Origin of the sequence: Parasphingorhabdus sp. (assembly GCF_039977335.1) — a bacterium.
GTDB lineage: Bacteria > Pseudomonadota > Alphaproteobacteria > Sphingomonadales > Sphingomonadaceae > Parasphingorhabdus.
Map to the genome: position 1 here is coordinate 14,420 of NZ_JBDWDI010000004.1, position 25,992 is coordinate 40,411.

A 25,992-nucleotide genomic window follows, 5' to 3' on the forward strand; every position below is an offset into this window, starting at 1 on the left:
AGCATGACGGCTCAACGAAATTATTTTTACCCTCCATCACATGAACTTAAATCTTACCAAGGATCAAAAAATGAAAAACTTCATTGTACCATTGGCCCTAGCACTGGCCGCGACCACCGGAACCTTCGCTCTTCCAATTGACGCGGCCATCGCTGGCCCAACCTACACCGGCGTAAAAGGCGGTAACACAGCAGTTGGCGGCTATGACGTCACCTCTTACTTCACTGGAAATGGTGTTCCAGTCAAAGGCAGCAAGGCGCATAAAGTGACCTACAAGGGCGCTGACTATTTTTTCAGTAACGCCGCCAACGCCAAAAAATTCAAAGGAAAGCCAGCACAATTTGCACCACAATATGGTGGTCACTGTGCATGGGCTCTTTCCCGTGGTTCGCTCGCACCGGGTGATCCGCTGGTCTACAAATTGGTGAACGGAAAACTCTATTTCAACGTTAATAAACAGGTTCAGAAAAACTGGCTGACCGACATTGCCGGATTCATCAAAAAGGCCGACATCCAATGGCCGAAATTCCCGGATGATGCCAAATTTGGCGGTTGATCCGGTCCCCTATTCGTCACGTAAACTTCAAACTTAGACTGAAAACTCAAAGGAAAATATCATGAATAATCAACGCAAACTCTCCGCAATGCTTGCTGTCATGGGCGGCCTGTCTCTTGCAACTCCTTCCGCAGCTCTTGCTACCTGTACGGCTGCTGCTCCGGCGGCCCAGGCTGCTTGTAGCGCCTGTGCAGCGGCGGCATGTGCCGCATCTTGCGGGGCTTGTGCCGCAGCGGCCTGTGGAGCGTGCGCAGCCGCAGACTGTTCCGCCGCCGCATGTGCCGCATATGCCGGAGCCTGCGCTGCTCAACCCGCCGCTTGTGGTGCATGTGCCGCCGCCTGTGCACCTCAATAATTAACAGTAGTTTGAGGGGGTTAGGTTGTGTTAAGAAACAACTCCCCCTCAGTTAAATTGCTTTAAAGGACTTACCAATGAACAAAACATTTCTAGCAGCGATCATGATGGCCACACTGCCGATCGCTTGTTCAGCCCCTTCGTCTGAAACGGCAGAGACAACAGAAACGGTTGAAGCTGCGATCGCAGAAGTTTCCGACGATATGAAACTCCCCGTCTTCACCGGTCCTGCTGGATCTGAAAATGTTGCTGTCAGCGGTTATGACGCGGTCAGCTATTTTGAAGGCGACGGTGTGCCGGTTGAAGGCAGCAAAGACCATCGCGTTAAATATAACGGCGTTGAATATCATTTCGCTTCTGCAGAAAATGCAGCGAAATTCCAAGCTGAGCCAGCCAAGTTTGCTCCCCAATATGGCGGACACTGTGCTTGGGCTGCATCTCGCGGTAAGCTCGCCTCCGGTGATCCAACACTCTACGCAATTGTCGACGGCAAGCTGTACCTGAATTTCAATCAGAAGGTTCAGGATACCTGGAACGAAGATATCCCCGGCTTCATCGAGAAAGCTGACAAGGCGTTTCCCGAAATTCCTGCGGATGCGCGTTACGACGACGCTTAATCGCGAAACCAATAATCATGAAAAGGCGGTGGAACATTGTTCTGCCGCCTTTTTTTGTTTTGAGGATAGGTGAAAATTAACGGATACCGATTAAGCTCGCTCTCCCAAGAGTTTATAGGGTTGATTATGTACAGGCTCGTCTACATCAGCACACCAAAGCAGGATATCAGCCGAGTAGAAGTGGCAAGTATTTTGCGGGCTGGCCGCAAGAATAATGTTAAAAATGGCATTACCGGGCTGTTGATACAGGACCGGCGGCGCTTTCTGCAGTATTTGGAAGGCGAACAGACAGATGTGGAACAGACATTTGCTCGCATATCGAACGACCGGCGGCATTCGGCCATAATCCCGCTAAAAAGCGGTTATATTGGTCGCCGCCAATTTCCAAAATGGGAAATGGCTTCGAAATATGTCGATGCTGAAACCGACCTCTTACCAGTTGTTAGAGAGTTGGTGAGAGACTGTGATCGTGATGTGGCGAGTGAGTTAATGAGCTTCGCCGAAGCACGAGACCGCGCCGCATAGCTTTTACAGCTGACGCAGGCACGGTCTGGTATGTTGGCTTAGTTCTTTGCTTTATCGACCAATTGATTAGCACCAATCCATGGCATCATAGCGCGAAGCTCTGCACCGGTTTTCTCGATTGGATGCGCTTCGGCCTGTTTCCGGGCTGCCTTCAATTCTGGCTGGCCAGCACGATTATCGAGCACGAAGTCTTTGACGAAACGACCAGACTGAATGTCGGCCAATACACGTTTCATTTCCGCTTTCGTCTCATCGGTGATAATCCGCGGACCGGTTGTGATATCGCCATATTCAGCAGTGTTGGAGATGGAATAGCGCATGTTTGCAATTCCGCCTTCATAAAGCAGGTCAACAATCAGCTTGGTTTCGTGCAGACACTCGAAATAAGCCATTTCAGGGGCATAACCAGCTTCGGTCAGGGTTTCGAAGCCTGCCTGGATCAGATGGGTGATACCGCCGCATAGGACTGCTTGCTCACCGAATAGGTCGGTTTCACACTCTTCGCGGAAATTCGTTTCGATAATGCCTGAGCGACCGCCGCCAACGCCGGAAGCATAGGCGAGGGCAACATCATGGGCATTGCCGCTCTTGTCGGCGTGGATAGCGACAAGGCAAGGAACACCGCCACCGCGCTGATATTCGCTGCGTACCGTGTGGCCGGGGCCTTTTGGTGCGATCATGATGACGTCGAGATCGTCGCGCGGTTCTATCAGGCCGAAATGTACGTTGAGGCCATGAGCGAAGGCGAGGGCGGCGCCCGGTTTCATATTGTCGTGATAATCTGCGGCATAGATGGCGGCCTGATGCTCATCTGGTGCCAGGATCATAACAATATCGGCCCAAGCGGCGGCGTCTGCGTTGCTGAGCACTTTGAAATCAGCGCCTTCGGCCTTTTTAGCGGTCGCTGAACCTTCACGCAGAGCAATCGCGACTTCTTTGACGCCGCTGTCGCGCAGGTTTTGTGCGTGGGCATGACCTTGGCTGCCATAGCCGACAATCGCGATTTTCTTGTCTTTGATAAGGCCTAAGTCGGCATCTGCGTCATAATAGACTTTCATTTTTCTTCCTTATATTCAGATATATAGAGCAGTGAATGTAACAATTCCAACGCTGGACAAGATGATCCAGCCTGGATGTTTGAATTTAGCTAAAACCGCGTTGGCGGTACCAAGGCAGACGAAGGTTACCGCTATGGCCGCTAACAAGATGTCGTTGCCATTGGTGAAATCGCCAGCGACTAGCGCCAGATATAGTGCAATCAGCAGGAGCAGGGCCGTTGTTGAATGCCAACCGAAATAGATAATCGCCCGCCATGTCGGATCAGACAATATTTCGGTGTTTTCTTTTAACAGGGGTCCAATGAGCGCTTTCTGACCGGCTATCGAATGAAACAGTGCCAGAATGACTATTATGCCAGCTGCAATAAAGAGGAGCGTACCGCTCATGCCGAATCTGGTCCCCGGCCAATGGCGACAACGCCGGTCCGGCCAACTTCAACCAATCCAACTTCACGCATCAGTCCAACAAATGTCTGAATTTTGTCAGGAGCTCCGGTAATCTCGAAGACAAAGCTCTCGGTCGTCGCATCAACGACGCGTGCACGATAAACATCAGCGAGACGCATAGCTTCGATACGATTTTCACCTTTGCCCGCGACTTTAACCAACGCCAGCTCGCGCTGCACATGGGGACCTGCTTCGGTCAAGTCACGGACACTGTGCACGGGAACCAACCGATCGAGCTGCGCAATAATCTGCTCAATCACATGCGGCGGGCCATTGGTGGCAATCGTAATCCGGCTGATTGCGTGGTCAGCGCTGATGTCGGCCACGGTCAGGCTTTCAATATTATAACCGCGCGCGGTAAACATACCGGCGATGCGGGCCAATATGCCTGCTTCATTGTCAACCAATACCGCGAGAACGTGGCGTTCGACTTGCTCTTCTTTGATATGCATTATACCAGCGCCTTTGCGTTATCGTCCATCGTGCCTTTGACATCTTCGGGTGTCAGCAGCATTTCGGTATGGGCGGCTCCAGACGGGATCATCGGGAAACAATTGGCCAGTTTCGCGACGCGGCAGTCGACCAATACTGGTCCATCGGTTTCGAGCATTTTCTGGATACCGGCTTCTAGGTCAGCAGGATCTTCAATCAAGATACCGGTCCAGCCGTAGCTTTCAGCTAACTTGATAAAGTCTGGGAGACTATCGGAATAACTGTTTGAATAACGGCTTTCATAGGTCAGTTCCTGCCATTGCCGGACCATACCCATATATTCGTTATTGAGGATGAAAATCTTCACGGGCAGGCGATATTGGCTCGCCGTACCCAGTTCCTGAATATTCATCTGGATGGACGCTTCACCGGCAATATCAATAACCAGAGCGTCGGGATCACCCAGCTGCGCACCAATGGCTGCGGGCAGGCCATAGCCCATGGTGCCCAGACCACCGCTGGTCAGCCATTTATTGGGTTTCTCAAAATCAAAATGTTGCGCCGCCCACATTTGGTGCTGGCCAACTTCGGTGGTGATAATCGGATGACGCTCATGTGTAGCGTCCCATAGTTTCCGAATAGCCTCTTGCGGCATGATTTCGGTCTTGCTTTCCGGATAATCAAGACAATTGGTCGCGCGCCAGCCTTTGATCCGCGCCCACCATTCTTCATAATCAGGAGCGCTGAACTTCCGGCCTTTGAGGACCGCGAGCAATTGTTCCATCACCCGGCCAACATCGCCAATAACTGGGAGATCAACGCGGATTGTTTTGTTCACGGACGACCGATCAATATCGACGTGGATTTTCTTGCTATTGGGGGAGAAAGCATCGATCCGGCCTGTAATCCGGTCATCAAAGCGTGCGCCCAAGCAGACGACAAGATCGGCCCTATTCATAGCCATATTGGCTTCATAGGTGCCGTGCATGCCAAGCATACCTAGCCATTGTTCGGAAGCCGCGGGAAAAGCACCAAGGCCCATGAGCGTTGATGTCACTGGCGCGCCCAGAAGTTTTGCCAGTTCGCGCAAGGTTTCACTGGCTTTCGGGCCACTGTTGATGATGCCGCCGCCGGTATAGAGTATCGGCGCTTTGGCCTGCATGATCATCTCAGCAGCTTCGTTTATGGCTTTGAAATCGCCATCAACTTGCGGCTGATAACGGGAGTTTACTTTTCCGTTATGAGAGCGGAATTCAGCCTCCGCGACCTGAACATTTTTTGGAATATCGACAACAACAGGTCCGGGACGGCCTTCCGTTGCGATATGGAATGCCTCATTCAAAGTACCAGCCAGATCAGATGGCTGCTTCACCAGATAATTATGTTTGGTGCAGTGGCGCGTAATGCCAACCGTGTCCGCTTCCTGAAAAGCATCCGAACCGATCAGATTTGTGGCAACTTGACCGGTAATCACAACCATGGGGATGGAATCCATCAAAGCATCGGTGATGCCGGTAACCGCATTGGTCGCGCCGGGGCCGGATGTGACCAGAACAACGCCGGGTTTACCAGTTGAACGCGCATAGCCTTCCGCGGCATGGGTTGCGGCTTGCTCATGGCGGACAAGAATATGTTTTATCTTGGGATGATCATAAAGCGCATCGTAAATCGGTAGCACAGCGCCGCCGGGATAGCCGAATACAGTGTCGACACCCAGATCAAGCAGCGTTTGAACCAATATTTCTGCACCGCTTTTTTCGGCCACTTTAAGCTCCATTACCATAGTTAAACCCGCGGGTGGGCGGGCGTTTGATAGGCGATGCTGCACTGCAAGGCAATCTACAAGATTAGGCGCAGCATCCGCTCGAACTGGGCGGCGCTACATATTTATATATATTATGTCAAGGATGATTATTGTAATAATCTAACAATATTATTAAGATTATCATTATTTATATTCTCATCCCAGCGTGGCCAATTGGCCGGACATTGATTGCGAAACCAGGTATATTGGCGTTTCGCATATTGGCGGGTAGCGGCCATGGTCTGCGCCGCAGCTTCCTCCTGACTGCTATCTCCCTTAATCATTGCGATAATCTCTGGAACGCCGATCGCGCGCATGACCGGGCAATCTTTCGCCAAATTCCGATCTAGCAGCTGCGCGACTTCGTCGCGGGCGCCACTATCCAGCATGATCTGAAACCGGCGATCGCAGCGTTCATAAAGCCAGTCTCGTGGCGGGAGTAGGACCAGCGGATGCAAAACTATCTGGTCAGCTATGCCGCCGGCCATATGAGCGTGCCAATAATCCATAGGCTTACCGGATGACCGCACAACTTCCAGGGCGCGCATGATCCGGCTCGAATCACGGGGTTTTAATTTCCCGGCAGATACGGGATCTTCTTCGAGCAGGACTTCATAAGCATCCGCGACCTCCAGATCGCGCACTTGCGCGCGAACGGCGGGGTCAATTTCGGGAATGGGCGCAATACCATCCAGTAGCGTTCGGACATAAAGCCCCGTACCGCCAACCAATATCGGCAACTCGTCGCGATCATGGGCGGCGGCTATCTCTGCCTTTGCATCGCTGGCCCAACGAGCGGCGGAACAGGTGTCTGCACCGTCAATATAGCCGTAGAGCCTATGCGTTATGCCTTCCATTTCCTCTTCGCTCGGCCGCGCACTGAGGACTTGCAGATCAGCATAAACCTGAGCACTGTCCGCATTGATGACCACAGAGGGTTGCTTTTTGGCGAGCTCCAGTGCCAATGCGGATTTGCCGCTGGCCGTTGGGCCAACGATCAACGCCACGTCCTTTTTATCTTTTGGCTTTTTATCTTTCGGAGAATATATGCTCATCGCCACGCTAATAGCAGCAGATCAGTTGCAAAAGGGAGAGCTAAGTTCGGCTGCCGATCGATTGGTAGATGCGGGCGGGCAAATTACCCGCACAGGAGATATTATCGACGGTAAGGTGGCCGATATTTTCTTTGATGGTGACTTGGCGGCGGCGCGGCATGCATTGCCGATAACAAGTGCTGCGATAGATTTTGTCGTCCAGCCTGCCGAGAATCGCGAGAAAAAGCTGCTGATATCCGACATGGATAGCACGATGATCACGGTCGAGTGTATCGATGAACTGGCAAGCTATGCGGGTATTAAGGACCAGATCGTGGAGATTACCGAACGCGCGATGCTTGGTGAGCTTGATTTTGAAGAAGCACTTAGGGGCAGGGTGGCTCTGCTCGCAGGGCTTGATCTTTCGGCAATTGATCGGTGCCTTGATGAAAAAGTCAAAATCATGCCAGGCGCTGAAATACTGGTTCAAACCATGGCTGCGCGGGGAGCAAAGACTATTTTGGTCTCTGGCGGTTTCACCAGATTCGCTGATCCCGTTGCAAAAACCATCGGGTTCGACACTGCAGTGGCAAATATATTGGCCGAAGCAGACGGAAATTTGACCGGCAAATTAGACGGGGCGGTCGTCGACGCGCAAAGGAAAGCCGAATTGCTGCAGCATAGCGCCCAGTCTGCAGGACTTTTGCTAGATCAGTGTATGGCTGTGGGCGACGGCGCCAATGACATACCGATGATCGCTATGGCTGGCATGGGCGTGGCCTATCACGCCAAGCCAAAGGCAGCCGCTGCGGCTGATGCAGCCATCAAGCATAACGACCTCAGCGCGCTGCTGTATATACAGGGTATTGGATCGGCTGATTGGGCAGCAAGCTAAGCTAGACGCTTAGCTCAAATTATCGGGACTTTACGATACAGTCATTGCCAGAGGCTTTGACGGAGCCGCAAACCTTGCTTGCTTGCGCCTTGGTAGCAAAGGGCCCCGCTTGCAATCGGGTAATTTTACCAGCAGCAACCAGATAAGGTTGCAAACTGTTCAAGGCGGAAACTCGTTTTTCCAGATTGTTCCAGAGCACCTTGGCTTTGTTCTGATCACCAAAGGCTCCCAGTTGAACGCGCCAATTGCCAGTAGCGGCTGTGCGCACCGGTGCTGGGGCCGGTTTCTTGACAGGTGTTGCTACTACAGGGGCAGGTGCCGGTTTAACCACTGGAGGCGCGACCGGTTTTGGCGTTGGCAGTGGCGTTGGCGTTGGCGTTGGTGCCGGGACGGGAGCTGGCGTGATAGCTTTTGAGGCAGGCAATTGGGCGGTTTGAATCGCTCCGCTCGACGGCGCTGCTCTCAAACCGCCGACTTGCGCCGTGCGGACGCGCTTTTCATTTTCTTCCATTTGACCGGCCAGTTGTATGGCGCTGCGCCGTTGATCGAGTGGAATATATTTGTCCATTTGCGCCATATTGGATGTCGCTTGCGGCAAACCGGCAGCAGAAGCGCGAGTCATCAAGGCGTAAGCCTTGATCCAATCCTTTTCGACAAAATCACCATTAAAATGTCCGGTACCCAATACATATTGCGCGCGCGGCTCACCGCGATTGGCGGAGGCCTGCAAATAGGGCAGGGCGTCTTTGCGGCGCTTATTCTGGAACAGGATGAGGCCATAATTATCACTGGCTTGCAGGTGACCTTGATCGGCGGCCTTTTTATAGTAGCTTTCCGCCTTGACCAAATCCATTGGTACACCGCGGCCCAGCTTATAGGCCTGCGCCATATTAAATTGTGCGTCCGCGTCGCCAGCGTTTGCCGGATCGCGCCATTCGGCAACAGCAGCTTTATAGTCACCGCGACCCCAGGCATCTACGCCATCCTTAACGTCCGCAAATGCAGGCGTTGCCAATCCGAAGATGGCGGAAACCATTAATAGGTGGCGTGCTGTTTTGGAATTTTTCATGCGTTAGGCCCTTGGTCTGCAATTTTTGAGGACATCATATTATCCGTAATTTGTCCTTAACGCCAATTTGCAAATTATTCGTAACCTTGTTCAAAAAAACCAATGGCATCCGATTCCCAATCTAACGCCGTGTAAAATAGTATTTGGGCTCCGAAAAAACATCACAATGTTGTTAACCCTATTTTAGCCCTGTTCTGTCAGAGAAGGCGATGAACGTAATTCAGACGTCCTGATCAACCCGAGAAGAGACTAAGGGGAATAGAGTGCGAGTTCTAGCAATGGCATCCCAAAAAGGTGGTTCCGGCAAAACAACTTTGTCGGGCCATTTGGCCGTACAAGCGCAATTGGCCGGAGCTGGCCCAGTTGTCCTGATTGATATCGATCCACAAGGCTCGTTGGCCGATTGGTGGAACGAACGTGAAGCGGAATTGCCTGCATTCGCACAAACCACGGTCTCGCGTTTGGCTGCAGATCTCGCGATATTGCGTCAACAGGGTTTTAAGCTAGCCGTTATTGATACGCCGCCAGCCATTACCATGGCGATCCAGTCGGTGATCTCGGTCGCAGAACTCATTGTCATCCCAACGCGTCCCAGCCCGCATGATCTGCGTGCCGTGGGCGCTACGGTTGATCTTTGTGAGCGCGCTGGCAAGCCGCTTCTATTTGTTGTTAACGGCGCTACGCCGAAAGCGAAAATCACCTCGGAAGCCGCAGTTGCCCTGTCACAACATGGCACCGTTGCTCCGATTACCGTTCATCATCGTACCGATTTTGCCGGATCGATGATTGATGGTCGTACCGTTATGGAAGTCGATCCTGACGGTCGTTCTTCTCAGGAAATCCAGCAGCTTTGGGGTTATATCTCTGACCGGTTGGAGAAAAATTTCCGCCGCACCGTATTTTCATCACCTGCCATGGCGCCGACGACCAGCGTCGCCGCCTCGCGTCCGGGAAGTAATTTCGGACGCCGGGTCATCGGGTCCTAATGGGAGGAGCAGAGAATATGAGCGAACCTAAACCATTAGCATCCCTGTCATCCTCTCTTCTGGCACGTAAAGGCGGTGCAAAACCAGCCATGCGACGCCAGGGAATGGCTGTTCCGTCGGAGCCTGATCACGAAAATGAAGATCTGGGCTGGAACGACATGGGTTATGACACCAATCCTGATCACGAAGCTACTCCAGCCGGCTCACAAGGCCCTGTTGATGCGGATCAGTACCATTACAATCCTTTGGCAGGAGCGATTCCTGACGTTGTTCCAGCGGTCAAGAAACAGCAGGAAGAAATTGCTGCAAAACTCAGCCAGCATCCAAAACGCGAAGAGGTCGTGGCCGAACCAGAGCCAGTACAACAGGCAAAGCCGGTTTCGGCAGAACCCGTTGTTCCAGTTCCACTTTCAATTTCTCGCGAAGTAGCTCCCGTTGCTGAAAGTTCCAGCATTGGCGTTGCACCTCCACCGCGCAAAAAGGCAGCTGAAGCCAAGAATGCTACAAAAACACGTCGTCCAGCACAGAAGTCGCGGACACGCAAAGCGAAAGCCGCGTTTACCTTACGGTTGGACGCTGACAGGCACCTAAAACTGCGGTTGGCGACGGCTGTGAAGAATGTTTCTGCACAGCAGTTGGTAACCAAAGCCGTGGATGAATATTTGAGGTCTATCCCCGAACTTGAAGACTTAGCAGAGCGCATTCCGTCACGCGGCGCTGCTTAAACTGAAGATATAGAATTTAATTGCGAGGGCATTGAAATGAAACGCGATACGATATTGAAACTGGCCGCTTCGACCATGGTTATTACAACAACCCTGACCGGTTGTGGTCCATTTGGAGGTGGTTCGGTCGCATCTTCATCGAGCAAACCGGCTACGGTTAAAGATGGCGCGAAATATGCCAAAAAAGCTGAAAAGGCTTTGCGTAAGGGCCAGGTTGAGAAAGCCATAGCTTTTGCAGAGCGGTCTGTTGCCGGTGTGGGCAGCGATCCTGAAACACGGGCATTGCTTGGTCAGTCTTATATGGCTGCTGGCCGTTTCTATTCCGCGGAACGTAGTTTTCTGGATGCGATGGAACTGGGACAAAACGATGCGCGCACCATTTTGAGCCTGAGCCTGTCGCAATTGGCCCAAGGTAAAGCCAATAAAGCGAAGCAGCTGATTGAGAATAACCGTCAGTCCATTCCAACCGCCGACTATGGTCTGGCATTGGCTCTGACAGGTGATTCCAAAGCCGCCATTGCTACGTTGGAAGAAGCTATCCGCAGTTCCAACGTAACCGGCCGTACCCGCCAGAATCTGGGCCTTGCCTATGCTTTGGATGGCCGTTGGAAAGAAGCCAAATTAATGGCGATGCAAGATATGACACCGGCTACTGTCGACAATCGTATCATGCAATGGGCGCAAATGGCCCGTCCCGGTGCCTATGAAGTGCGTGTTGCTTCTTTGTTGAATGTAGAGCCAGTTGCTAATGATCCGGGTCAACCGGTTCGTCTCGCGCTGAACGCGGCGCCAGCTATGCCAGCTGTTGCAGCAGCAACGCCTGCACAAGATTATAACCGCGAAGTCGCCAGCTTTGATCGCGATACACCATTGCCAGCCGTTGGCCCTGCGCCAGTAGCTGATTCCGAGGTCGATTTCATGGCCAAGGAAAACAACGTCAAAGTGACCAAAGTTGCCGTTCCAGCCAGCAAACCTGCTGTGAAGGCCCCTGTTGCAAAGCCAGCACCTATTGCTCCTAAGAAGAAATTCATAGTGGAAGCTCCTGCTGCAAAGCCAGCGGTAACAAAACCAGTTTCGGTTGAAAGTGCAGCGATACAGGCTATCTCGGCTGTGAAGCCAGTGATGCAGAAAGTTGCTTTCACACCGCGGGCACGGTCGATTTCTGGTAGCAAGCACCTTGTTCAACTCGGTGTATTTTCTTCACCTGAGAACGTGAAGCGTGCTTGGGGCATCCTGTCTGCACAGAATAAGGATCTGGCATCTTTCCAACATGCAAGCTCGACAATTCAGCGGAACGGTAAAACGCTTTATCGTCTCGCCGCTATGGGCTTCGGCAACGAACAGTCTGCTAAAGACATGTGCGTCGGCATCAAGGCCAATGGCGGTGCTTGCATCGTGCGCAATGTGAAGAATGTTCGCCCAACTCAGATGGCTAACAAAGCACCACGGAAACTAGCCGCGCGCTAAAGTTTCCAAAAATTAAGTTTCATTGGGGCGGGAAAGCTAAAGTGCTTTTCCGCCCTTATATATGGCGCGCACCCGACCTTGCACGGGCAGCTTGTCAAAAGGGGTGTTGCCAGCAGATGCTGCCATCTTGCGCGTATCAACCTGCCACGGTGCCTCCTGATCGATCAAAATCAGGTCTGCTTCGTAGCCTTTCGCGATCTGCCCGGCTTCCACGCCCAATATCTTGGCGGGTGTTGTCGAAAGCAGTTCAAACAGGCGGTGGATATTGATCAGCCCGTCTCGAACGAGGTTGAGCGAGAGCGCCAATAATGTTTCTGCACCTGCTGTACCGGATTGGGCCTCGGCAAATGGCAAACGCTTGTCTTCAGGGCCGCGGGGGTCATGGCCAGAGGAAATGACGTCTATCGTGCCATCCTTAATCGCGTCCAGACAAGCTTGCCGATCTTCTTCGCTACGCAAGGGCGGCGACAGTTTTGCAAAGGTTCTAAAGTCGCTGGTGGCAATATCGGACAGGAATAGGTGGGCCGGAGTGATCCCGCATGTCACTGGCAAGCCTTCAGCTTTTGCGGCGCGAATCAGATCAAGACCTTGGGCCGTCGTTACTTGCCGAAAATGCACGTGAGCGCCACTTTCCCGAACCAGTGCGATATCACGAGCGATAGACAGCGCTTCCGCCGACGCTGGCGCGCTGGACAGGCCCAAGCGGGTCGCCGTTTCGCCAGCGGTTGCAACGGCGCCTGCGGTCAGACCGCTATCTTCGCTATGTACAATCACTGGCATATCCAGTGAATGGCAATAGTGCAGAAGCTTGAGCATGATACCGCTATCGGCGATCCAGCTTCTACCGGTGGCGACAGCACGAGCACCCGCTTGTTTCATCAGACCGATTTCTGCCAGTTCGGTGCCTTTCAGTCCTTTTGTGGCAGCGGCGAGGGGATGAGACCAAAGGTCTGGCTTTCCTTCCGATGCGTTATGTTTGATCATCGCAGGCAAATCGAGCACCGGCGACTGATCCGGCATCAGGGCTGCGCGCGTGATACCGCCATAGTGAAACGCCGGTTTGTCGATCGCAAAAACACCGAGGTCGATGATTCCGGGAGCAAGCAAATGCCCCGTGCAGTCAACGATATCATGATCCTGCCCGTCTATGTCCAGACCAACTTCACAAATATGGTCGCCCGCTATGCTGACCTGAACCGGCTCCGGCAATTCGGCTCCGGGGCGCAAGACCTGGGCATTGATAAAAAGCTTTTTCATGACCAGCCCTTCACGCCACGAGATCTTCGGGTCAGAACGTCTAGGCATGCCATTCGGACGGCGACCCCCATTTCAACTTGTTCGGTAATGGTCGATCGATCGGGATCGTCGGCTATATCACTGCTAATCTCGACGCCGCGATTCATAGGTCCGGGGTGCATCACCAATGCATCAGGTTTTGCCACAGCAAGGCGTTCTCTGGTCAAACCATAAAGGTGATGAAATTCTCTTGGGCTGGGAATAAAATCACCGTTCATACGTTCGCTTTGAAGCCGGAGCATCATCACAACATCTGCACCTTCAAGAGCTTCATCGAAATTTGAAAAAGCTTCAACATTCATGCGATCGAGAGCTGCTGGCAAAAGCGAGGTTGGCGCGCACACTCTTACCTTTGCGCCCAAGGTCGTCAGGCAATAGATATTAGAGCGGGCCACGCGGCTATGCATAACATCACCGCAAATAGTCACGGTCAGGCCGCTAATATCCCCTTTGCGGCGCTGGATAGTAAGCGCGTCGAGCAGGGCTTGTGTGGGATGCTCATGACTACCATCGCCAGCATTGAGGACAGGGCAGTCCACTTTGTCAGCAATCAGCTGCACCGCGCCAGAGCTGGCATGGCGAATCACGATAGCATCGGCACGCATCGCATTGAGCGTTACCGCTGTATCAATCAACGTTTCGCCCTTTTTAACGCTGGATTGCGCTGCATGCATATTGACCACGTCCGCGCCCATTCTTTTGCCGGCAATCTCGAAAGACAGCAGCGTGCGCGTACTATTCTCGAAAAAAGCATTGATGACCGTCAGGCCGTCAAGCCGGTCGGCATGTTTGCTGGATTGGCGGTTCAGATCGACCCATTGCTCCGCCTCTTTCAGGAGAAATAATATCTCCCACGGCTGCAATCCGGCGATACCCAATAGATGGCGATGTGGAAAAGCGTCCGATCCAGCGGGAAACTGATGTCCGGCGGTCTGCCCTGTGGTCGGCGGTGAACCTGTTTGCTGCGATGTCATTAAAGCCAGCCCTATAGAGCCATCATTCTATCGCGGCAAGCCCGTCAATCGCTCCCTGCAATATATAAGCGGCTGCCATTTGATCGACCACTTCGCTGCGGCGTTTCCGGCTGACATCGGCGGCAATCAGATCGCGTGTAACCGCCTGTGTGCTCCAGCGTTCGTCCCACAATAATATCGGCAGTCCAACGGGCCGTAAATTTTGCGCGAAGGATTTGGCTGCCTGTGTCTGTTTGCTCTGGCTGCCGTCCAGATTAAGCGGCAGGCCAACGACAAACCCGGTGACATATTGGTTCGCAATGACGGCCTTGATTCGTTCGAGATCTTTCGAGAATTTGCGTCGTTCTATTGTCTCGGCAGCCGTTGCGATCATCCACTGGGCATCGCACAGCGCCATACCCACGGTTTTGGTCCCGACATCAAGGCCAAGCAAGCGTCCGCCATTGGGCAGGGCTGCGCGAAAAGCCTTCCGGTCGTCTGTCATTAACGCGAGAGAAATGCAGTCATCCTTTTCATCACATCCTCGCGGACGTTACGCCAGAACAGGCTGTAATCATAGACGTGATAATTATTGCCGGGCAGGGTGTAGGGACCCAGATCAGGCGGATCGCCGATGAGCAGGAAACCGCGATCATCGCAGCGCGCAGGAACAGCACCCTCAACCAGTGTCGCATCGCTCAGCTCATCATTGGGGACCAATGTTCCCAGATTGAGTTCCGCGGCTGATTCGGAATTGATGTTGCCATTGATCGGGTTGCTGCACAGCAATTGAGTGTCTTTGCGTGGCTCACCGTTAAACCCGATAGTTGTGTCGTAAACCTCAATGATTCGGCCATAATCAGCGGGTTCGGCAAAGCTTTCCCAACTCAACAGGCAATTGGACTGGTCGGCAGCTTCGCACACGTCGAGACCCAAGGCCGGAACGTCTGCTTCAACCGATACCGGCCAGCCGACGACATAAGCCGCGACGATCCGGTTTGCCAGCGGCGTGCCAGCTACCCGGTCTTTCAGCAAATTAGTCAGATGCAAGCTACCTTGGCTATGACCCGCCAATATGATCGGGCGATCATCGGGGACTTCGCGGATGAAATAGTCGAAGGCGATTAGGACATCCTGATAAGCTGCATCCAGAGCTTGCTCTCCTTCTTTCTTCTCTGTCAGAAAAGCGCCGAGCGTAGCTTGACGGTAACGTGGGGCCCAAACATCCCCGGCTTTGTTAAAGGCGCTTGCCTGTCCCCGAAGGAAGATTTTCGTACGATCTTCTGTTTCTTTATGCCCGAGAGGCGCATTCCATTTTGATTTGTCGATAAAAGATGTCGGATGGACAAAGAATATCGCCGCTCGCTCGTCATCTCTAGGTGCGCTTCCTGTCGGCTCATAGCCTTGCGGCAGCCACAGGGCCGGATTGCCTTTTTTTATCTCGGGCCGCGCATACCACATTGAAACATCAGCATAAATACTGTCTTCCAACACTTCTTGGGCTTGAAATTCGGTATCAGGCACGAATACAACTTCGGCCAGTTCTTCTCCATAGACGTTCAAGATGAACGCGCCCGCGATGACCAATACGATCATGACTGCAACGAAATAGAGAAACTTACGTACCAATTATTTTACTCCAATTTGGGCTTATGCCGCTCATTCACCTTGAAGCGGCCTCGCGCCAATGCTAGCGGCGCGAAGTACACAATCATTGCGCCCTTACCCGAAAAAAGATGAACCGATAAAGAATGAATCATGTCAGTCGATAAAGAAACCGTCAAAAAGATCGCAAGCCTGTCTCGGATCGCCGTAACTGAGGCAGAAGCCGACGCATTGGTGCCAGAGCTCAACAATATCCTCGGATGGGTAGAACAATTGAGCGAAGTGGATTGCTCCAACGTCGAACCAATGACCGCGGTAATCCCCAATAAGCTGCGCTTGCGCGATGATGTTGTGACCGATGGCGCAGTTCGCGACAAGGTGCTCGCCAATGCGCCAGCGGCGGAACATGGCTTCTTTGCCGTACCGAAGGTGATCGAATAATGGCTGAGATTTTTGAACTGGGCATTGCGGGCATCCGCAGCGGTGTGGCTTCGGGCGATTTTACCGCCAAGGAAGTGGCCGAGACATTCATATCGCGGGTTAGTGCAGCGAAATCATTAAATGCGGTTCTGGTGGAGACGCCAGACCACGCGCTGGCTGCAGCGGAAGCGACCGATAAAGCCAAAGCGGCGGGCGAAGTGCTTGGAAAAATGGCGGGCGTGCCGATTGGCATGAAAGACCTGTTCTGTACCGAAGGCGTTGCAACGACGGCAGGTAGCTTGATTCTCGACGGGTTTACCCCGCAATATGAATCAACCGTGTCGGCTAATCTGTTCAAGGCTGGCGCAGGGATGCTGGGCAAACTGAATATGGACCAGTTTGCTATGGGCTCTTCCAATGAAACCAGTGCATTCGGCAATGTGATTTCACCATGGCGCCGCAATGATGGCGGCAATACAGATTTGGCTCCTGGCGGTTCCTCGGGCGGCAGCGCAGCTGTGGTTTCGGGGCGGATCTGTCCAGCAGCAACCGGTACCGATACCGGCGGGTCTATCCGTCAGCCAGCGGCATTTGTGGGTATTACCGGATTTAAACCTACTTACGGTCGTTGCTCACGTTGGGGCACGATTGCCTTTGCCAGTTCGCTCGATCAGGCAGGACCTATGGCTCATGACGTTCGCGATTGTGCGATCATGCTGGAATCGATGGCGGGCTTTGATCCCAAAGATTCAACCTCGCTCGATCTGCCAGTTCCTGAATGGGAAGCGGGCCTGAAAAGCGATCTTGCAGGCAAACGTATCGGTATCCCGAAGGAATATCGCGTCGATAATATGCCGCCAGAAATTGATGCTTTGTGGCAACAGGGGATCGAGTGGCTCAAAGATGCGGGCGCGAAAATCGTCGACGTGTCGCTGCCGCATACGAAATATGCTCTGCCCGCTTATTATATCATCGCGCCAGCAGAGGCGTCGTCCAATCTCGCGCGCTATGATGGCGTGCGTTATGGCATGCGCGATCTGCCGGATGGGGCAGGGCTGCAGGACATGTATGCAGCGACCCGCGAATCCGGCTTTGGCCCAGAGGTGAAGCGCCGGATCATGATCGGCACCTATGTGCTGTCGGCGGGCTATTATGACGCTTATTACACACAGGCGCAGAAAGTGCGGACGTTGATTTCGCAGGATTTCGACAAGGCCTGGGAAAGCTGCGACCTGCTGCTGACACCAACTGCACCCAGCGCGGCCTTTGGATTGGGTGATAAAAGCGATGATCCGCTGGCCATGTATCTGAACGATGTGTTCACGGTACCGAGCAGCTTGGCGGGATTGCCAGCTATATCCGTTCCAGCTGGACTGGACGGGCAGGGGCTTCCTTTGGGATTGCAGATTATTGGTAAGGCACTGGACGAACAGAGCGTGTTTAACGCGGGTCTTGCTTTAGAAGAACGAGCCGGCTTTGTAGCGAAGCCGGAGCAGTGGTGGTGAGTATGACTGAATCAACCTACAGAATCCAGGGCTCAACGGGTGAATGGGAGGTCGTAATCGGCCTTGAAGTTCATGCGCAGATAACCTCCAATGCAAAACTGTTCTCTGGTGCATCCACCGAATTTGGCGCAGAACCGAACACGCAGGTAAGCCTTGTCGACGCGGCAATGCCCGGCATGCTGCCCGTGCTGAATAAGGAATGTGTCCGTCAGGCCGTGCGCACGGGCTTGGCGATTAACGCGCAGATTAACAAATATTCGCGTTTTGACCGGAAAAATTATTTCTACGCCGATTTGCCGCAGGGCTATCAGATTTCCCAGCTTTATCACCCGATTGTTGGTGAAGGAAAAGTCGAGATTTCGCTTGATGAGAAAGATCCTGATGCTCATGGCAAAACCGTAGGTGTTGAGCGTATCCATATTGAGCAGGACGCCGGCAAGTTGATGCATGATCAGCATCCAACAATGAGCTATGTCGATCTGAACCGCTGCGGCGTGGCGTTGATGGAAATTGTATCCATGCCGGATATGACATCGCCCAAAGAAGCAGCGGCTTATGTCCGTAAGCTCAGATCAATTCTCCGTTATGTTGGCAGCTGTGACGGCAATATGGAACAGGGTAGCATGCGCGCCGACGTCAATGTTTCCGTCCGTAAACCCGGCGACGAACTAGGTATTCGGACAGAAACGAAAAACGTTAACTCTCTGCGCTTCATTCAACAGGTCATCGAATATGAAGCCCAGCGTCAGGTCGATGTTTTGGAAGAAGGCGGTGAAATTGTTCAGGAAACCCGCCTGTTTGACCCCGACAAGAACGAAACCCGATCCATGCGCTCCAAAGAAGATGCGCATGATTATCGCTATTTCCCGGACCCGGATCTGCTTCCGCTGGAGTTGGAAGATGACTTTATCTTCGATTGCAAAGCGAGTCTGCCCGAGCTTCCGGACGAAAAGCGGGCACGGTACAAAAATGTTCTGGGCCTAAGCGCCTATAACGCTGCCGTTCTTACCGCCGAGCATGAAACCGCTCTATGGTTCGAAGAATTGCTGGAAACCACCGACGAGCCTGAGAAAATAGCGAGTTCAGCGGCTAATTGGTTGACCTCCGAACTATTCGGTGCGCTGAATAAAATGGGGCTATCTATCGAACAAAGCCCTGTTTCACCGCAGCAGGCTGCAGAACTTCTTGGACTGATCGCAGATGGCACAATTTCAGGAAAAATCGCCAAGCAGGTGTTCGAGATCATGCTCGAGACCGGCAATGGAGCAGCCAAAATCGTCGAAGAAAAGGGCCTTAAACAAGAATCTGACACGGGCGCGATCGAGAAAGTCATTGCTGACGTCATGGCGGCAAATGAAGATAAAGTTGCCGAATATCGCGGTGGTAAGGATAAATTGTTCGGATTTTTTGTCGGCCAAACTATGAAAGCGATGCAAGGGAAGGCCAATCCACAGGTTGTGAATGAGCTTTTGAAAAAGACGCTCGGTCCAGCAGGTTAATCGGGCAGGATAGAATAGCGACGCGAACGCGCAAAGTGGGCTTGCCCTTTGGGCAGTGATCCGCTAGGCGCACGCGTCAATCAAAATTCGATAGTGTTTGACGGTGGAACTCGTGCGGGCGTGGCGGAATTGGTAGACGCGCCAGATTTAGGTTCTGGTATCTTCGGGTGTGGGGGTTCGAGTCCCTTCGCCCGCACCAAATTCACCGAAAAACAGATCGAAATAGAAATAATGAAGGCATTAAAGGGTAATCATGCAGATTGTTGAAACGCTGAACGAAGGTCTGAAACGGGCCTATGACATCAAAATCTCCGCGAAGGACATCGAAACGCGTGTGGATAATGAGGTCAAGAAACTGGCTCCTCAGGTCAATATGCCGGGTTTCCGTAAAGGCAAAGTTCCAGTGAATCTGGTTCGCAAGATGCATAATGATGCCTTGATGCAGGATGCTCTGAGCAGCACCGTGCAGGAAAGCGTTGAAAAAACTATCGCCGATAATAAGCTGCGTCCCGCTATGCAGCCCAGTGTTACGCTGGCTGATGGCTACGAAGCCGGTAAAGATGCTGAAGTTAAAGTTGAGCTAGAGATTTTACCTGAAGTTCCGACACCATCCGTTGATGATATCAAGCTGGAGCGCTTGCAGGTCGAAGCGGACGAGAAAACGGTTCAGGAATCACTTGAGAAATTTGCTGAAAGTCAGAAGCAGTTTGAAACGGCTGCCAAGAGCCACAAAGCCAAAATCGGTGACCAGTGTCTGATCGACTTTGAAGGTAAAGTCGACGGCGTGCCATTTGATGGTGGTAAAGGCGAGGGCATGGCGATTGAGCTTGGTTCTGGCCGCCTGATCCCTGGTTTTGAAGACCAGTTGGTTGGCAAAAAAGCCAATGACGAAGTGCTGGTTAAAGTGACCTTCCCGGAAGACTATAATGTTGAGACCCTGAAGGGCAAAGATGCGACATTTGATGTTGTTATCGGTGAAGTGCAGACGGCCAAAGCGTCGAAAGCTGATGATGAAATGGCGAAAGCCATGGGCCTTGAAGGTCTCGAGCAGCTTACGGAATTGCTCAAAGGTCAGATCGAGCAAGAGCTTAACGGCCTTACCCGCACGCATATGAAGCGCAAATTGCTCGACCAATTGGCTGCGTCGCATGATTTTGAAGTACCACCAACCATGGTGGAAGCCGAGTTCAACCAGATTTGGCAGCAGCTGGAACAGGAAGCCGCTCAGGAAGAAGATCCAGAAGCTGCGAAGAAAGAGATGGAAGACGAGAAGGACGAGTATCGCGAGATCGCCGTCCGCCGGGTTCGCCTTGGTCTGCTCCTTTCCGAAATTGGACAAGCCAATGGTGTGGAAGTCAGCCAGCAGGAAATGTCCATGTTGATCCAGCAGGCAGCCCAGCAATATCGCGAAGAAGACCGCCAGCGGTTCGTGGAATATATCCAGCAAGACCAGATGGCTGCTGCCCAGCTTCGTGCACCAATGTACGAAGACAAGGTCGTCGACTTCCTGTTCGAAAAAGCTGAAATTACCGACAAGACGGTAACCCGCGAACAGTTGGAAGAGGCCATCGAGGCGGAAGACGAAGCAGAAGCCAAGCCAGCTAAGAAAAAGGCGCCGGCGAAAAAGGCTGCTGCCAAGAAGCCAGCGGCCAAAAAGCCGGCAGCGAAGAAGCCAGCCGCAAAAGCAGCACCTGCTAAAAAAGCAGCTGACAAAGCGCCAGCCAAAAAGGCTCCAGCCAAGAAAGCTCCGGCGAAAAAGCCTGCTGCTAAGAAGCCAGCAGCCAAGAAACCTGCAGCGAAAAAATAATTTTCAATTTATAAACTAGCCGGAAATGCCCGAATATGCGGGGCATTTCCGGCTAGTGATACTCACGGCGGCGTTAAAAGCTTACTTCGCTCGCCTTGTTGATGACAGTGCCTAATATCCCATATTCTTTGGCCTCATCAGTCGACATCCAATAGTCCCGGTCAATATCTTCAAGCACGCGGTCAATCTTCTGACCGGTCGCTTCCGCTATTTTTTGGGCTATTCTTTCTCGCATTTTTACGATTTCCTCGGCTTGAATCGCAATATCCGAGGCCTTGCCGCCTGCTCCGCCAGAGGGCTGATGGATAAGAAAACGCGTATTGGGCAAGCAAAAGCGCTGTTTTGCAGGAACCCCGAGAAAAATGTGGGTCGCGATGCTGGCCACCCAGCCCGTACCGATCACAGCCACGGGAGCGCTAATATATTCGATAAGGTCGTGAATTGTATCGCCCGACTCCACATGCCCGCCCGGTGAATTGATGAGCAAGCGGATGGGTTCGTCGCTGATATGGTCGAGATATAGCATTTGTGCTGAAACCCGCTCCGCCAGTTTTTGATCGACACCGCCGAAAATCATCACTGTTCGCGTTTCTAGCAGCCGTTTCATCATGAAGGCCATTGGGTCACCCGCGCCATTATCTTCTTCGGCTTGAAATTCGGGGATGGATGGCGAGTATGAAGGCATAAATTTCTCCTGAAGAACGGGATTGTTTTGATCTTTTACGTTCATAGCGAGCGGGCAATTGATGCGCAACGGCATCAAATTATCAATATCGTCTGGAAAAAATCCTTAATCGACTTGAACATTGTTTAAGATACACCGATGTAGGGCTCAACGGGTGGGGACTCCGTTTGACGGCGCTCCCTATTTTTAAATCCTGACTTTTACAGAAGGCACAAAACTACCATGCATGATCCGATCGTCGACGCTCTTGTTCCCGTCGTTATTGAACAATCCAACCGCGGAGAGCGCAGCTTTGACATTTTCTCGCGGTTACTGCGGGAGCGCATCGTCTTTGTAACTGGTCAGGTTGAGGACGGAATGGCCTCGATCATTACCGCCCAGCTATTGTTTCTGGAGTCGGAAAATCCAAAGAAGGACATTTACCTCTATATCAACTCACCAGGCGGCGTTGTGACTGCTGGCATGGCGATCCATGACACGATGCAATATATCCGTCCTCGTGTTGGCACGGTTTGTGTCGGTCAAGCGGCTTCTATGGGCAGCTTCCTGCTTGCTTCCGGTGAACCCGGGATGCGCATGGCAACAACCAATGCCCGTATCATGGTGCATCAGCCTTCTGGCGGCGCACAGGGCATGGCATCCGACATTGAAATTCAGGCGAAAGAAATCTTGCGGATTCGCAGCCGTATGAATGAGCTCTATGCGAAATATACCGGTAAGCCGATTAAAGAGATCGAAAAGGCGATGGATCGTGATACGTTCCTGGAAGCCGATGAAGCTAAGGCTTTTGGAATTGTTGACGAAGTATACGATAAACGGCCAAAGCCTGCTGATGAAGATGCTAAATAAGGCGTTATCGCGGGCCTAAATGAAAATTAAGCCGCTTTTGATAGACTTATCACCTGCTGTTAAGGACGCTAAAAAAAGCGGTAGCATTTTGTATTTTGAGGGTTAGATTGCTGTTTCTAGCCTATTTTTAAGGACTTTTTATGACGAAATTGACGGGATCTGATTCGAAGAGCACGCTGTACTGCTCGTTCTGCGGAAAGTCCCAACATGAAGTCCGCAAGCTGATTGCTGGACCTACCGTTTTCATTTGCGATGAATGTGTTGAGCTTTGCAACGACATTATCCGCGAAGAAACCAAAGGCGCAATTACCGGCAAAAAAGATGGTGAAGTGCCATCGCCGCAGGAAATCTGTGATGTCTTGAACGACTATGTGATTGGTCAGGACCGGGCGAAGCGCGTGCTGTCTGTGGCTGTTCACAACCACTATAAACGTCTCAACCATGCCGCGAAATCTGGCGATATTGAGCTGGCGAAATCGAACATTCTGCTCGTTGGGCCTACTGGCTGTGGTAAAACGCTTCTGGCGCAGACTCTGGCGAAAACCTTTGATGTACCTTTCACAATGGCTGACGCCACGACATTGACCGAAGCCGGTTATGTTGGTGAGGATGTCGAGAATATCATCCTGAAACTGCTGCAATCGTCCGACTATAATGTTGAGAAAGCGCAGCGCGGCATCGTATATATCGATGAAATCGACAAAATCAGCCGTAAGGCGGAAAATCCCTCCATTACCCGCGATGTATCAGGTGAGGGCGTTCAGCAGGCCTTGTTGAAGCTTATGGAAGGCACAACCGCCAGTGTTCCACCGCAGGGTGGCCGTAAGCATCCACAGCAGGAATTCCTGCAAGTGGATACAACAAACATCTTGTTCATTTGTGGCGGTGCTTTTGCTGGCCTGGAAAAGATCATTGGTGACCGCTTGGAAGCCAAATCAATCGGCTTTGGCGCCCATGTCGCGGCACCGGAAGAACGCAAGATTGGCAAGCTGCTGGCCGATGGCGAGCCAGAGGATCTTTTGAAATTCGGGCTTATTCCTGAGTTTGTTGGTCGTTTGCCAGTCATTGCAACGCTGGAAGACCTCGATATCGATGCGCTGGTTCAGATTTTACAGGAACCGAAAAACGCACTGGTCAAACAATATGCAAAACTGTTTGAACTGGAAGATGTTGGCCTGACTTTCACCGACGATGCGCTTGTCGCGATTGGTAATAAAGCAATCGAACGGAAAACCGGCGCACGTGGCCTTCGGTCCATCGTTGAGAACATCCTGCTGGATACCATGTTCGACCTTCCTGATCTGGAAGGTGTTGATGAGATTGTTATCGACAAGGATGTGGTCGCTGGAACCAAAGAGCCGGTGAAGGTGATTGCGAAGAGCAGCAAAGCCAAGAAGGAAGACGCGGCTTAGTTCTTAGGTCATTCCTTCAGAAGCGCAGACTTTATTTAGCGCTTCTTTATGTCTGCTTTATACCGAAAGCGGACAATAAGATCGGCTCAACTTAAAGTCATATTGAAGCCTTCGGTATATTCTCTGCGAATTGAGCTGCGCCGTTATGTGATCGATGCCATGGTGGGGCAGAAGCCATCCAAATGTCGGCTTCGACAGCAAAACCCGACGGATCTTCGAGAGCACCAACTTTTATCGCGATAAGTTCAGGATTGCTGTCAGGGCGTGAAAAAATTTGCACGCCACAATTGTCACAAAAAAAAGTGCCGCCGTTATGAGAGTTTGCCTTGAAACATTTCGGGCTGCCTTGTTCTATCGTAAATTCAATGCTTTCGAAAACCCATGTTAAGTTGGCAGCTCCACCCGATGCGTATTGGCAGTCGCGGCAATGACATGCGACTCCCCCCAACGGTTCTCCCGCAATGCTGAATTTAATTGCTCCACATCGACAGCCTCCCGTTCGCATTTCAGCCCCCTAGTTGGTTCAAAAAATCCAGCGATGATTATCAACGAATTTTGACGGAAGTATGAATAAACTCGCCTTGAATAAGGCCAGAGCCGGTAGGATCACGATGCCCATGGCTGCATATCCCGACAGCGGACACTAGGAGCAACCAAATTATAAAATCAATCTTTTCGATTGTTGATGGATGGGTTAGCTTTGGTTCGTTATGGAACTAACGACCCAGCGTTTGTTGATCAGAACGTTCAAAAGAGAGGACGTTGATCAATACGCTGACATAGTCGCCGATTGGAACGTCGTACGTTTCTTGGGTAACGGCGAACCTCACAGCCGTGAACGAGCACAAAATTACGTTTTTGATTGCATTGCGCGTGAGAAGGCATCGGGAATTTCCCGCTATGCCGTTTTGTTAAAAAATTCGGAAAAATTGATAGGATTCAGCGGCTTCAAACAAATGGAGGGATACGTTGACTTTGGATATCGGTTCGCATTCGATCAATGGCGGCACGGGATTGCCACCGAAGCAGGTCGAGCCGTGATCAACTTCGGTTTCAATAAGTTCCAAATTGATCAAATTATAGCAGGCGTAATGCCCGAAAATCTCTCGTCGATGAAAGTCCTCGATAAGCTTGGGTTCTCAAAGCATACCGACGCACAGAACTTTGATAAAAAATTCAGATGGTATGTCTTGCCTAGGTCCAAAGTCGTTTAGTTTCCGAACAATACTAATGTCCGCTTTTGCGCCCAAAGCGGACATTAGCAACCGCCAAAGAGCTACTCATAAACGCAGTTATCCAATCCTTCACGCTTCACCACATTAATCCGCGCCGCAATCGTATTGCCATAACGCCGTGTAAAGCCGCTCGCGCTGATAACGGCGCGTTTCTTGGGTAGGGGCAGGGCGGCTGCAATACGTGCGGCTTCGATCTTGGTCAGTTCTGAGGCGTCTTTCTTGAAATAGCGCTGGGCACCGGCTTGCGCGCCATATGTCCCTATCCCGGTCTCGGCGACATTGAGATAGACCTCCATAATTCGTTTCTTGCCCCAGATTTTCTCGATCAGGAATGTGAAATAGGCCTCCAACCCCTTGCGGAAATAGCCGCCCCCTTGCCAGAGAAAGACATTTTTCGCGGTTTGCTGGGATATCGTGGAGCCGCCGCGGATACGGCCTCCCTGGGCATTGCGCTTGATGGCCGAGCGTATGGCTTCGCGATCAAAGCCGTCATGGCTGCAAAATTTGCTGTCTTCGGCCGCGATGACCGCGCGCGCAAGATTGGGGGATATGGATTCCAGCGGTTCCCAATCCTTGGTAATGCTGCTTTCGTCCATGATCATTGTTGCGGTGATCGGTGGCGGCACGAAGGCCAGTAATCCGACCCAGGCAATGGTTATTAACAGGAAATAGATGATCAGCCGGAAAAGCAGCTTGATGAGGCGCAAGGGCAGGCCTTTTGTTTTTCGGCGGGATTTTGTTGCCATGACTATCAGA

General features: G+C 52.0%; 27 protein-coding genes and 1 tRNA gene. 16 read left to right on the top strand and 12 right to left on the bottom strand.

From position 1 onward, the window contains the following. The first annotated feature begins 70 nt into the window (after positions 1-70). From ABJM21_RS07295 to ABJM21_RS07310, 4 genes are all read left to right on the top strand, one after another. On the top strand, positions 71-556 hold the full coding sequence (locus ABJM21_RS07295) for a YHS domain-containing (seleno)protein (RefSeq protein ID WP_348303639.1): 486 nt from the start codon (positions 71-73) through the stop codon (positions 554-556). Positions 557-617: 61 nt separating this feature from the next. Next, positions 618-911: a hypothetical protein gene (locus ABJM21_RS07300; RefSeq protein WP_348371894.1), complete on the top strand. Its 294-nt coding sequence runs from the start codon at positions 618-620 to the stop codon at positions 909-911. 77 nt (positions 912-988) lie between these two features. Then, entirely contained in the window at positions 989-1,528 is a 540-nt protein-coding gene (locus ABJM21_RS07305) for a YHS domain-containing (seleno)protein (protein ID WP_348303635.1), read from the top strand. Positions 1,529-1,654: 126 nt separating this feature from the next. Further along, positions 1,655-2,053: a BLUF domain-containing protein gene (locus ABJM21_RS07310; RefSeq protein WP_348303633.1), complete on the top strand. Its 399-nt coding sequence runs from the start codon at positions 1,655-1,657 to the stop codon at positions 2,051-2,053. Positions 2,054-2,091: 38 nt separating this feature from the next. Here ABJM21_RS07310 and ilvC read toward each other — a convergent pair whose 3' ends face one another. The 5 genes from ilvC to miaA all read right to left on the bottom strand — a co-directional run bounded on the left by ilvC (position 2,092) and on the right by miaA (position 6,849). Continuing rightward, entirely contained in the window at positions 2,092-3,111 is a 1,020-nt protein-coding gene (ilvC, locus tag ABJM21_RS07315) for a ketol-acid reductoisomerase (protein WP_348303631.1), read from the bottom strand. Positions 3,112-3,126: 15 nt separating this feature from the next. Next, a complete protein-coding gene (locus ABJM21_RS07320) occupies positions 3,127-3,498 on the bottom strand; it encodes a hypothetical protein (protein WP_348303629.1) in 372 nt (123 codons plus the stop codon). Beyond that, positions 3,495-4,010: an acetolactate synthase small subunit gene (gene ilvN, locus ABJM21_RS07325; protein WP_108810166.1), complete on the bottom strand. Its 516-nt coding sequence runs from the start codon at positions 4,008-4,010 to the stop codon at positions 3,495-3,497. The genes ABJM21_RS07320 and ilvN overlap by 4 nt, the downstream gene beginning before the upstream one ends. Then, positions 4,010-5,755, bottom strand: coding sequence for an acetolactate synthase 3 large subunit (locus ABJM21_RS07330; RefSeq protein ID WP_348303627.1), 1,746 nt, complete (start codon positions 5,753-5,755; stop codon positions 4,010-4,012). Before ABJM21_RS07330 ends, ilvN begins: the two co-directional genes overlap by 1 nt. 146 nt (positions 5,756-5,901) lie before the next feature. After that, complete coding sequence (gene miaA, locus ABJM21_RS07335; RefSeq protein WP_348303625.1) at positions 5,902-6,849, bottom strand: tRNA (adenosine(37)-N6)-dimethylallyltransferase MiaA; 948 nt, start codon at positions 6,847-6,849, stop codon at positions 5,902-5,904. Between miaA and serB the strand changes: the two genes are divergently transcribed. Continuing rightward, entirely contained in the window at positions 6,842-7,723 is an 882-nt protein-coding gene (gene serB / locus ABJM21_RS07340; protein WP_348303624.1) for a phosphoserine phosphatase SerB, read from the top strand. The genes miaA and serB overlap by 8 nt on opposite strands. 19 nt (positions 7,724-7,742) lie before the next feature. Here the strand turns inward: serB and ABJM21_RS07345 are convergent, their stop codons facing one another. After that, entirely contained in the window at positions 7,743-8,792 is a 1,050-nt protein-coding gene (locus ABJM21_RS07345) for an SPOR domain-containing protein (RefSeq protein WP_348303622.1), read from the bottom strand. 263 nt (positions 8,793-9,055) lie between these two features. Here ABJM21_RS07345 and ABJM21_RS07350 point away from each other — a divergent pair, with 263 nt between their 5' ends. Genes ABJM21_RS07350 through ABJM21_RS07360 form a run of 3 tightly spaced genes read left to right on the top strand, consistent with a single transcriptional unit; the run spans position 9,056 to position 11,970 of the window. Further along, a complete protein-coding gene (locus tag ABJM21_RS07350; RefSeq protein ID WP_348303620.1) occupies positions 9,056-9,778 on the top strand; it encodes a ParA family protein in 723 nt (240 codons plus the stop codon). A 17-nt stretch (positions 9,779-9,795) separates the two neighbouring features. Continuing rightward, positions 9,796-10,503 (top strand): hypothetical protein, encoded by a 708-nt coding sequence (locus tag ABJM21_RS07355; protein ID WP_348303618.1) that lies wholly within the window; start codon positions 9,796-9,798, stop codon positions 10,501-10,503. A 36-nt stretch (positions 10,504-10,539) separates the two neighbouring features. After that, positions 10,540-11,970, top strand: coding sequence for an SPOR domain-containing protein (locus ABJM21_RS07360; RefSeq protein ID WP_348303616.1), 1,431 nt, complete (start codon positions 10,540-10,542; stop codon positions 11,968-11,970). 36 nt (positions 11,971-12,006) lie between these two features. On the opposite strand, the gene ABJM21_RS07365 is transcribed toward ABJM21_RS07360, so the two are convergent. Genes ABJM21_RS07365 through ABJM21_RS07380 form a run of 4 tightly spaced genes read right to left on the bottom strand, consistent with a single transcriptional unit; the run spans position 12,007 to position 15,848 of the window. Continuing rightward, on the bottom strand, positions 12,007-13,227 hold the full coding sequence (locus ABJM21_RS07365; protein ID WP_348303614.1) for a dihydroorotase: 1,221 nt from the start codon (positions 13,225-13,227) through the stop codon (positions 12,007-12,009). After that, entirely contained in the window at positions 13,224-14,240 is a 1,017-nt protein-coding gene (locus ABJM21_RS07370) for an aspartate carbamoyltransferase catalytic subunit (RefSeq protein WP_348303612.1), read from the bottom strand. Before ABJM21_RS07370 ends, ABJM21_RS07365 begins: the two co-directional genes overlap by 4 nt. 22 nt (positions 14,241-14,262) lie before the next feature. Continuing rightward, a complete protein-coding gene (gene ruvX / locus ABJM21_RS07375; RefSeq protein ID WP_348303610.1) occupies positions 14,263-14,724 on the bottom strand; it encodes a Holliday junction resolvase RuvX in 462 nt (153 codons plus the stop codon). Further along, complete coding sequence (locus ABJM21_RS07380; RefSeq protein WP_348303608.1) at positions 14,724-15,848, bottom strand: DUF3089 domain-containing protein; 1,125 nt, start codon at positions 15,846-15,848, stop codon at positions 14,724-14,726. Before ABJM21_RS07380 ends, ruvX begins: the two co-directional genes overlap by 1 nt. A gap of 129 nt (positions 15,849-15,977) precedes the next feature. Here ABJM21_RS07380 and gatC point away from each other — a divergent pair, with 129 nt between their 5' ends. From gatC to tig, 5 genes are all read left to right on the top strand, one after another. Further along, positions 15,978-16,265 (top strand): Asp-tRNA(Asn)/Glu-tRNA(Gln) amidotransferase subunit GatC, encoded by a 288-nt coding sequence (gatC, locus tag ABJM21_RS07385; RefSeq protein ID WP_348303606.1) that lies wholly within the window; start codon positions 15,978-15,980, stop codon positions 16,263-16,265. After that, positions 16,265-17,749: an Asp-tRNA(Asn)/Glu-tRNA(Gln) amidotransferase subunit GatA gene (gatA, locus tag ABJM21_RS07390; protein WP_348303604.1), complete on the top strand. Its 1,485-nt coding sequence runs from the start codon at positions 16,265-16,267 to the stop codon at positions 17,747-17,749. The genes gatC and gatA overlap by 1 nt, the downstream gene beginning before the upstream one ends. Positions 17,750-17,751: 2 nt before the next feature. Continuing rightward, positions 17,752-19,248 (top strand): Asp-tRNA(Asn)/Glu-tRNA(Gln) amidotransferase subunit GatB, encoded by a 1,497-nt coding sequence (gene gatB, locus ABJM21_RS07395; protein WP_348303603.1) that lies wholly within the window; start codon positions 17,752-17,754, stop codon positions 19,246-19,248. A gap of 114 nt (positions 19,249-19,362) precedes the next feature. Further along, positions 19,363-19,447 (top strand) — tRNA-Leu (locus tag ABJM21_RS07400). Positions 19,448-19,501: 54 nt separating this feature from the next. Further along, positions 19,502-21,055 (top strand): trigger factor, encoded by a 1,554-nt coding sequence (gene tig, locus ABJM21_RS07405; protein ID WP_348303601.1) that lies wholly within the window; start codon positions 19,502-19,504, stop codon positions 21,053-21,055. A 73-nt stretch (positions 21,056-21,128) separates the two neighbouring features. Here the strand turns inward: tig and ABJM21_RS07410 are convergent, their stop codons facing one another. Continuing rightward, a complete protein-coding gene (locus ABJM21_RS07410) occupies positions 21,129-21,740 on the bottom strand; it encodes an ATP-dependent Clp protease proteolytic subunit (protein WP_348303599.1) in 612 nt (203 codons plus the stop codon). A gap of 222 nt (positions 21,741-21,962) precedes the next feature. Here ABJM21_RS07410 and ABJM21_RS07415 point away from each other — a divergent pair, with 222 nt between their 5' ends. The 3 genes from ABJM21_RS07415 to ABJM21_RS07425 all read left to right on the top strand — a co-directional run bounded on the left by ABJM21_RS07415 (position 21,963) and on the right by ABJM21_RS07425 (position 25,215). After that, positions 21,963-22,589: an ATP-dependent Clp protease proteolytic subunit gene (locus ABJM21_RS07415; protein ID WP_108810148.1), complete on the top strand. Its 627-nt coding sequence runs from the start codon at positions 21,963-21,965 to the stop codon at positions 22,587-22,589. Between the two features lie 140 nt (positions 22,590-22,729). After that, positions 22,730-24,001: an ATP-dependent Clp protease ATP-binding subunit ClpX gene (clpX, locus tag ABJM21_RS07420; RefSeq protein ID WP_348303597.1), complete on the top strand. Its 1,272-nt coding sequence runs from the start codon at positions 22,730-22,732 to the stop codon at positions 23,999-24,001. Positions 24,002-24,711: 710 nt separating this feature from the next. Further along, a complete protein-coding gene (locus ABJM21_RS07425; RefSeq protein ID WP_348303595.1) occupies positions 24,712-25,215 on the top strand; it encodes a GNAT family N-acetyltransferase in 504 nt (167 codons plus the stop codon). Positions 25,216-25,277: 62 nt separating this feature from the next. Here the strand turns inward: ABJM21_RS07425 and mtgA are convergent, their stop codons facing one another. Next, the gene (gene mtgA, locus ABJM21_RS07430; protein WP_348303593.1) at positions 25,278-25,982 is read right to left on the bottom strand and encodes a monofunctional biosynthetic peptidoglycan transglycosylase; all 705 of its coding nucleotides are present in this window, start codon (positions 25,980-25,982) and stop codon (positions 25,278-25,280) included. Positions 25,983-25,992 lie beyond the last annotated feature (10 nt).

Bases quoted from the DNA above. Each gene is read 5' to 3' on its own strand.
- ABJM21_RS07295 (WP_348303639.1), top strand. From the start codon at position 71: ATGAAAAACTTCATTGTACCATTGGCCCTAGCACTGGCCGCGACCACC.
- ABJM21_RS07300 (WP_348371894.1), top strand. From the start codon at position 618: ATGAATAATCAACGCAAACTCTCCGCAATGCTTGCTGTCATGGGCGGC.
- ABJM21_RS07305 (WP_348303635.1), top strand. From the start codon at position 989: ATGAACAAAACATTTCTAGCAGCGATCATGATGGCCACACTGCCGATC.
- ABJM21_RS07310 (WP_348303633.1), top strand. From the start codon at position 1,655: ATGTACAGGCTCGTCTACATCAGCACACCAAAGCAGGATATCAGCCGA.
- ilvC (WP_348303631.1), bottom strand. From the start codon at position 3,111: ATGAAAGTCTATTATGACGCAGATGCCGACTTAGGCCTTATCAAAGAC.
- ABJM21_RS07320 (WP_348303629.1), bottom strand. From the start codon at position 3,498: ATGAGCGGTACGCTCCTCTTTATTGCAGCTGGCATAATAGTCATTCTG.
- ilvN (WP_108810166.1), bottom strand. From the start codon at position 4,010: ATGCATATCAAAGAAGAGCAAGTCGAACGCCACGTTCTCGCGGTATTG.
- serB (WP_348303624.1), top strand. From the start codon at position 6,842: ATGCTCATCGCCACGCTAATAGCAGCAGATCAGTTGCAAAAGGGAGAG.
- miaA (WP_348303625.1), bottom strand. From the start codon at position 6,849: ATGAGCATATATTCTCCGAAAGATAAAAAGCCAAAAGATAAAAAGGAC.
- ABJM21_RS07345 (WP_348303622.1), bottom strand. From the start codon at position 8,792: ATGAAAAATTCCAAAACAGCACGCCACCTATTAATGGTTTCCGCCATC.
- ABJM21_RS07355 (WP_348303618.1), top strand. From the start codon at position 9,796: ATGAGCGAACCTAAACCATTAGCATCCCTGTCATCCTCTCTTCTGGCA.
- ABJM21_RS07360 (WP_348303616.1), top strand. From the start codon at position 10,540: ATGAAACGCGATACGATATTGAAACTGGCCGCTTCGACCATGGTTATT.
- ABJM21_RS07365 (WP_348303614.1), bottom strand. From the start codon at position 13,227: ATGAAAAAGCTTTTTATCAATGCCCAGGTCTTGCGCCCCGGAGCCGAA.
- ABJM21_RS07370 (WP_348303612.1), bottom strand. From the start codon at position 14,240: ATGACATCGCAGCAAACAGGTTCACCGCCGACCACAGGGCAGACCGCC.
- ruvX (WP_348303610.1), bottom strand. From the start codon at position 14,724: ATGACAGACGACCGGAAGGCTTTTCGCGCAGCCCTGCCCAATGGCGGA.
- gatC (WP_348303606.1), top strand. From the start codon at position 15,978: ATGTCAGTCGATAAAGAAACCGTCAAAAAGATCGCAAGCCTGTCTCGG.
- gatA (WP_348303604.1), top strand. From the start codon at position 16,265: ATGGCTGAGATTTTTGAACTGGGCATTGCGGGCATCCGCAGCGGTGTG.
- gatB (WP_348303603.1), top strand. From the start codon at position 17,752: ATGACTGAATCAACCTACAGAATCCAGGGCTCAACGGGTGAATGGGAG.
- tig (WP_348303601.1), top strand. From the start codon at position 19,502: ATGCAGATTGTTGAAACGCTGAACGAAGGTCTGAAACGGGCCTATGAC.
- ABJM21_RS07410 (WP_348303599.1), bottom strand. From the start codon at position 21,740: ATGCCTTCATACTCGCCATCCATCCCCGAATTTCAAGCCGAAGAAGAT.
- ABJM21_RS07415 (WP_108810148.1), top strand. From the start codon at position 21,963: ATGCATGATCCGATCGTCGACGCTCTTGTTCCCGTCGTTATTGAACAA.
- clpX (WP_348303597.1), top strand. From the start codon at position 22,730: ATGACGAAATTGACGGGATCTGATTCGAAGAGCACGCTGTACTGCTCG.
- ABJM21_RS07425 (WP_348303595.1), top strand. From the start codon at position 24,712: ATGGAACTAACGACCCAGCGTTTGTTGATCAGAACGTTCAAAAGAGAG.
- mtgA (WP_348303593.1), bottom strand. From the start codon at position 25,982: ATGGCAACAAAATCCCGCCGAAAAACAAAAGGCCTGCCCTTGCGCCTC.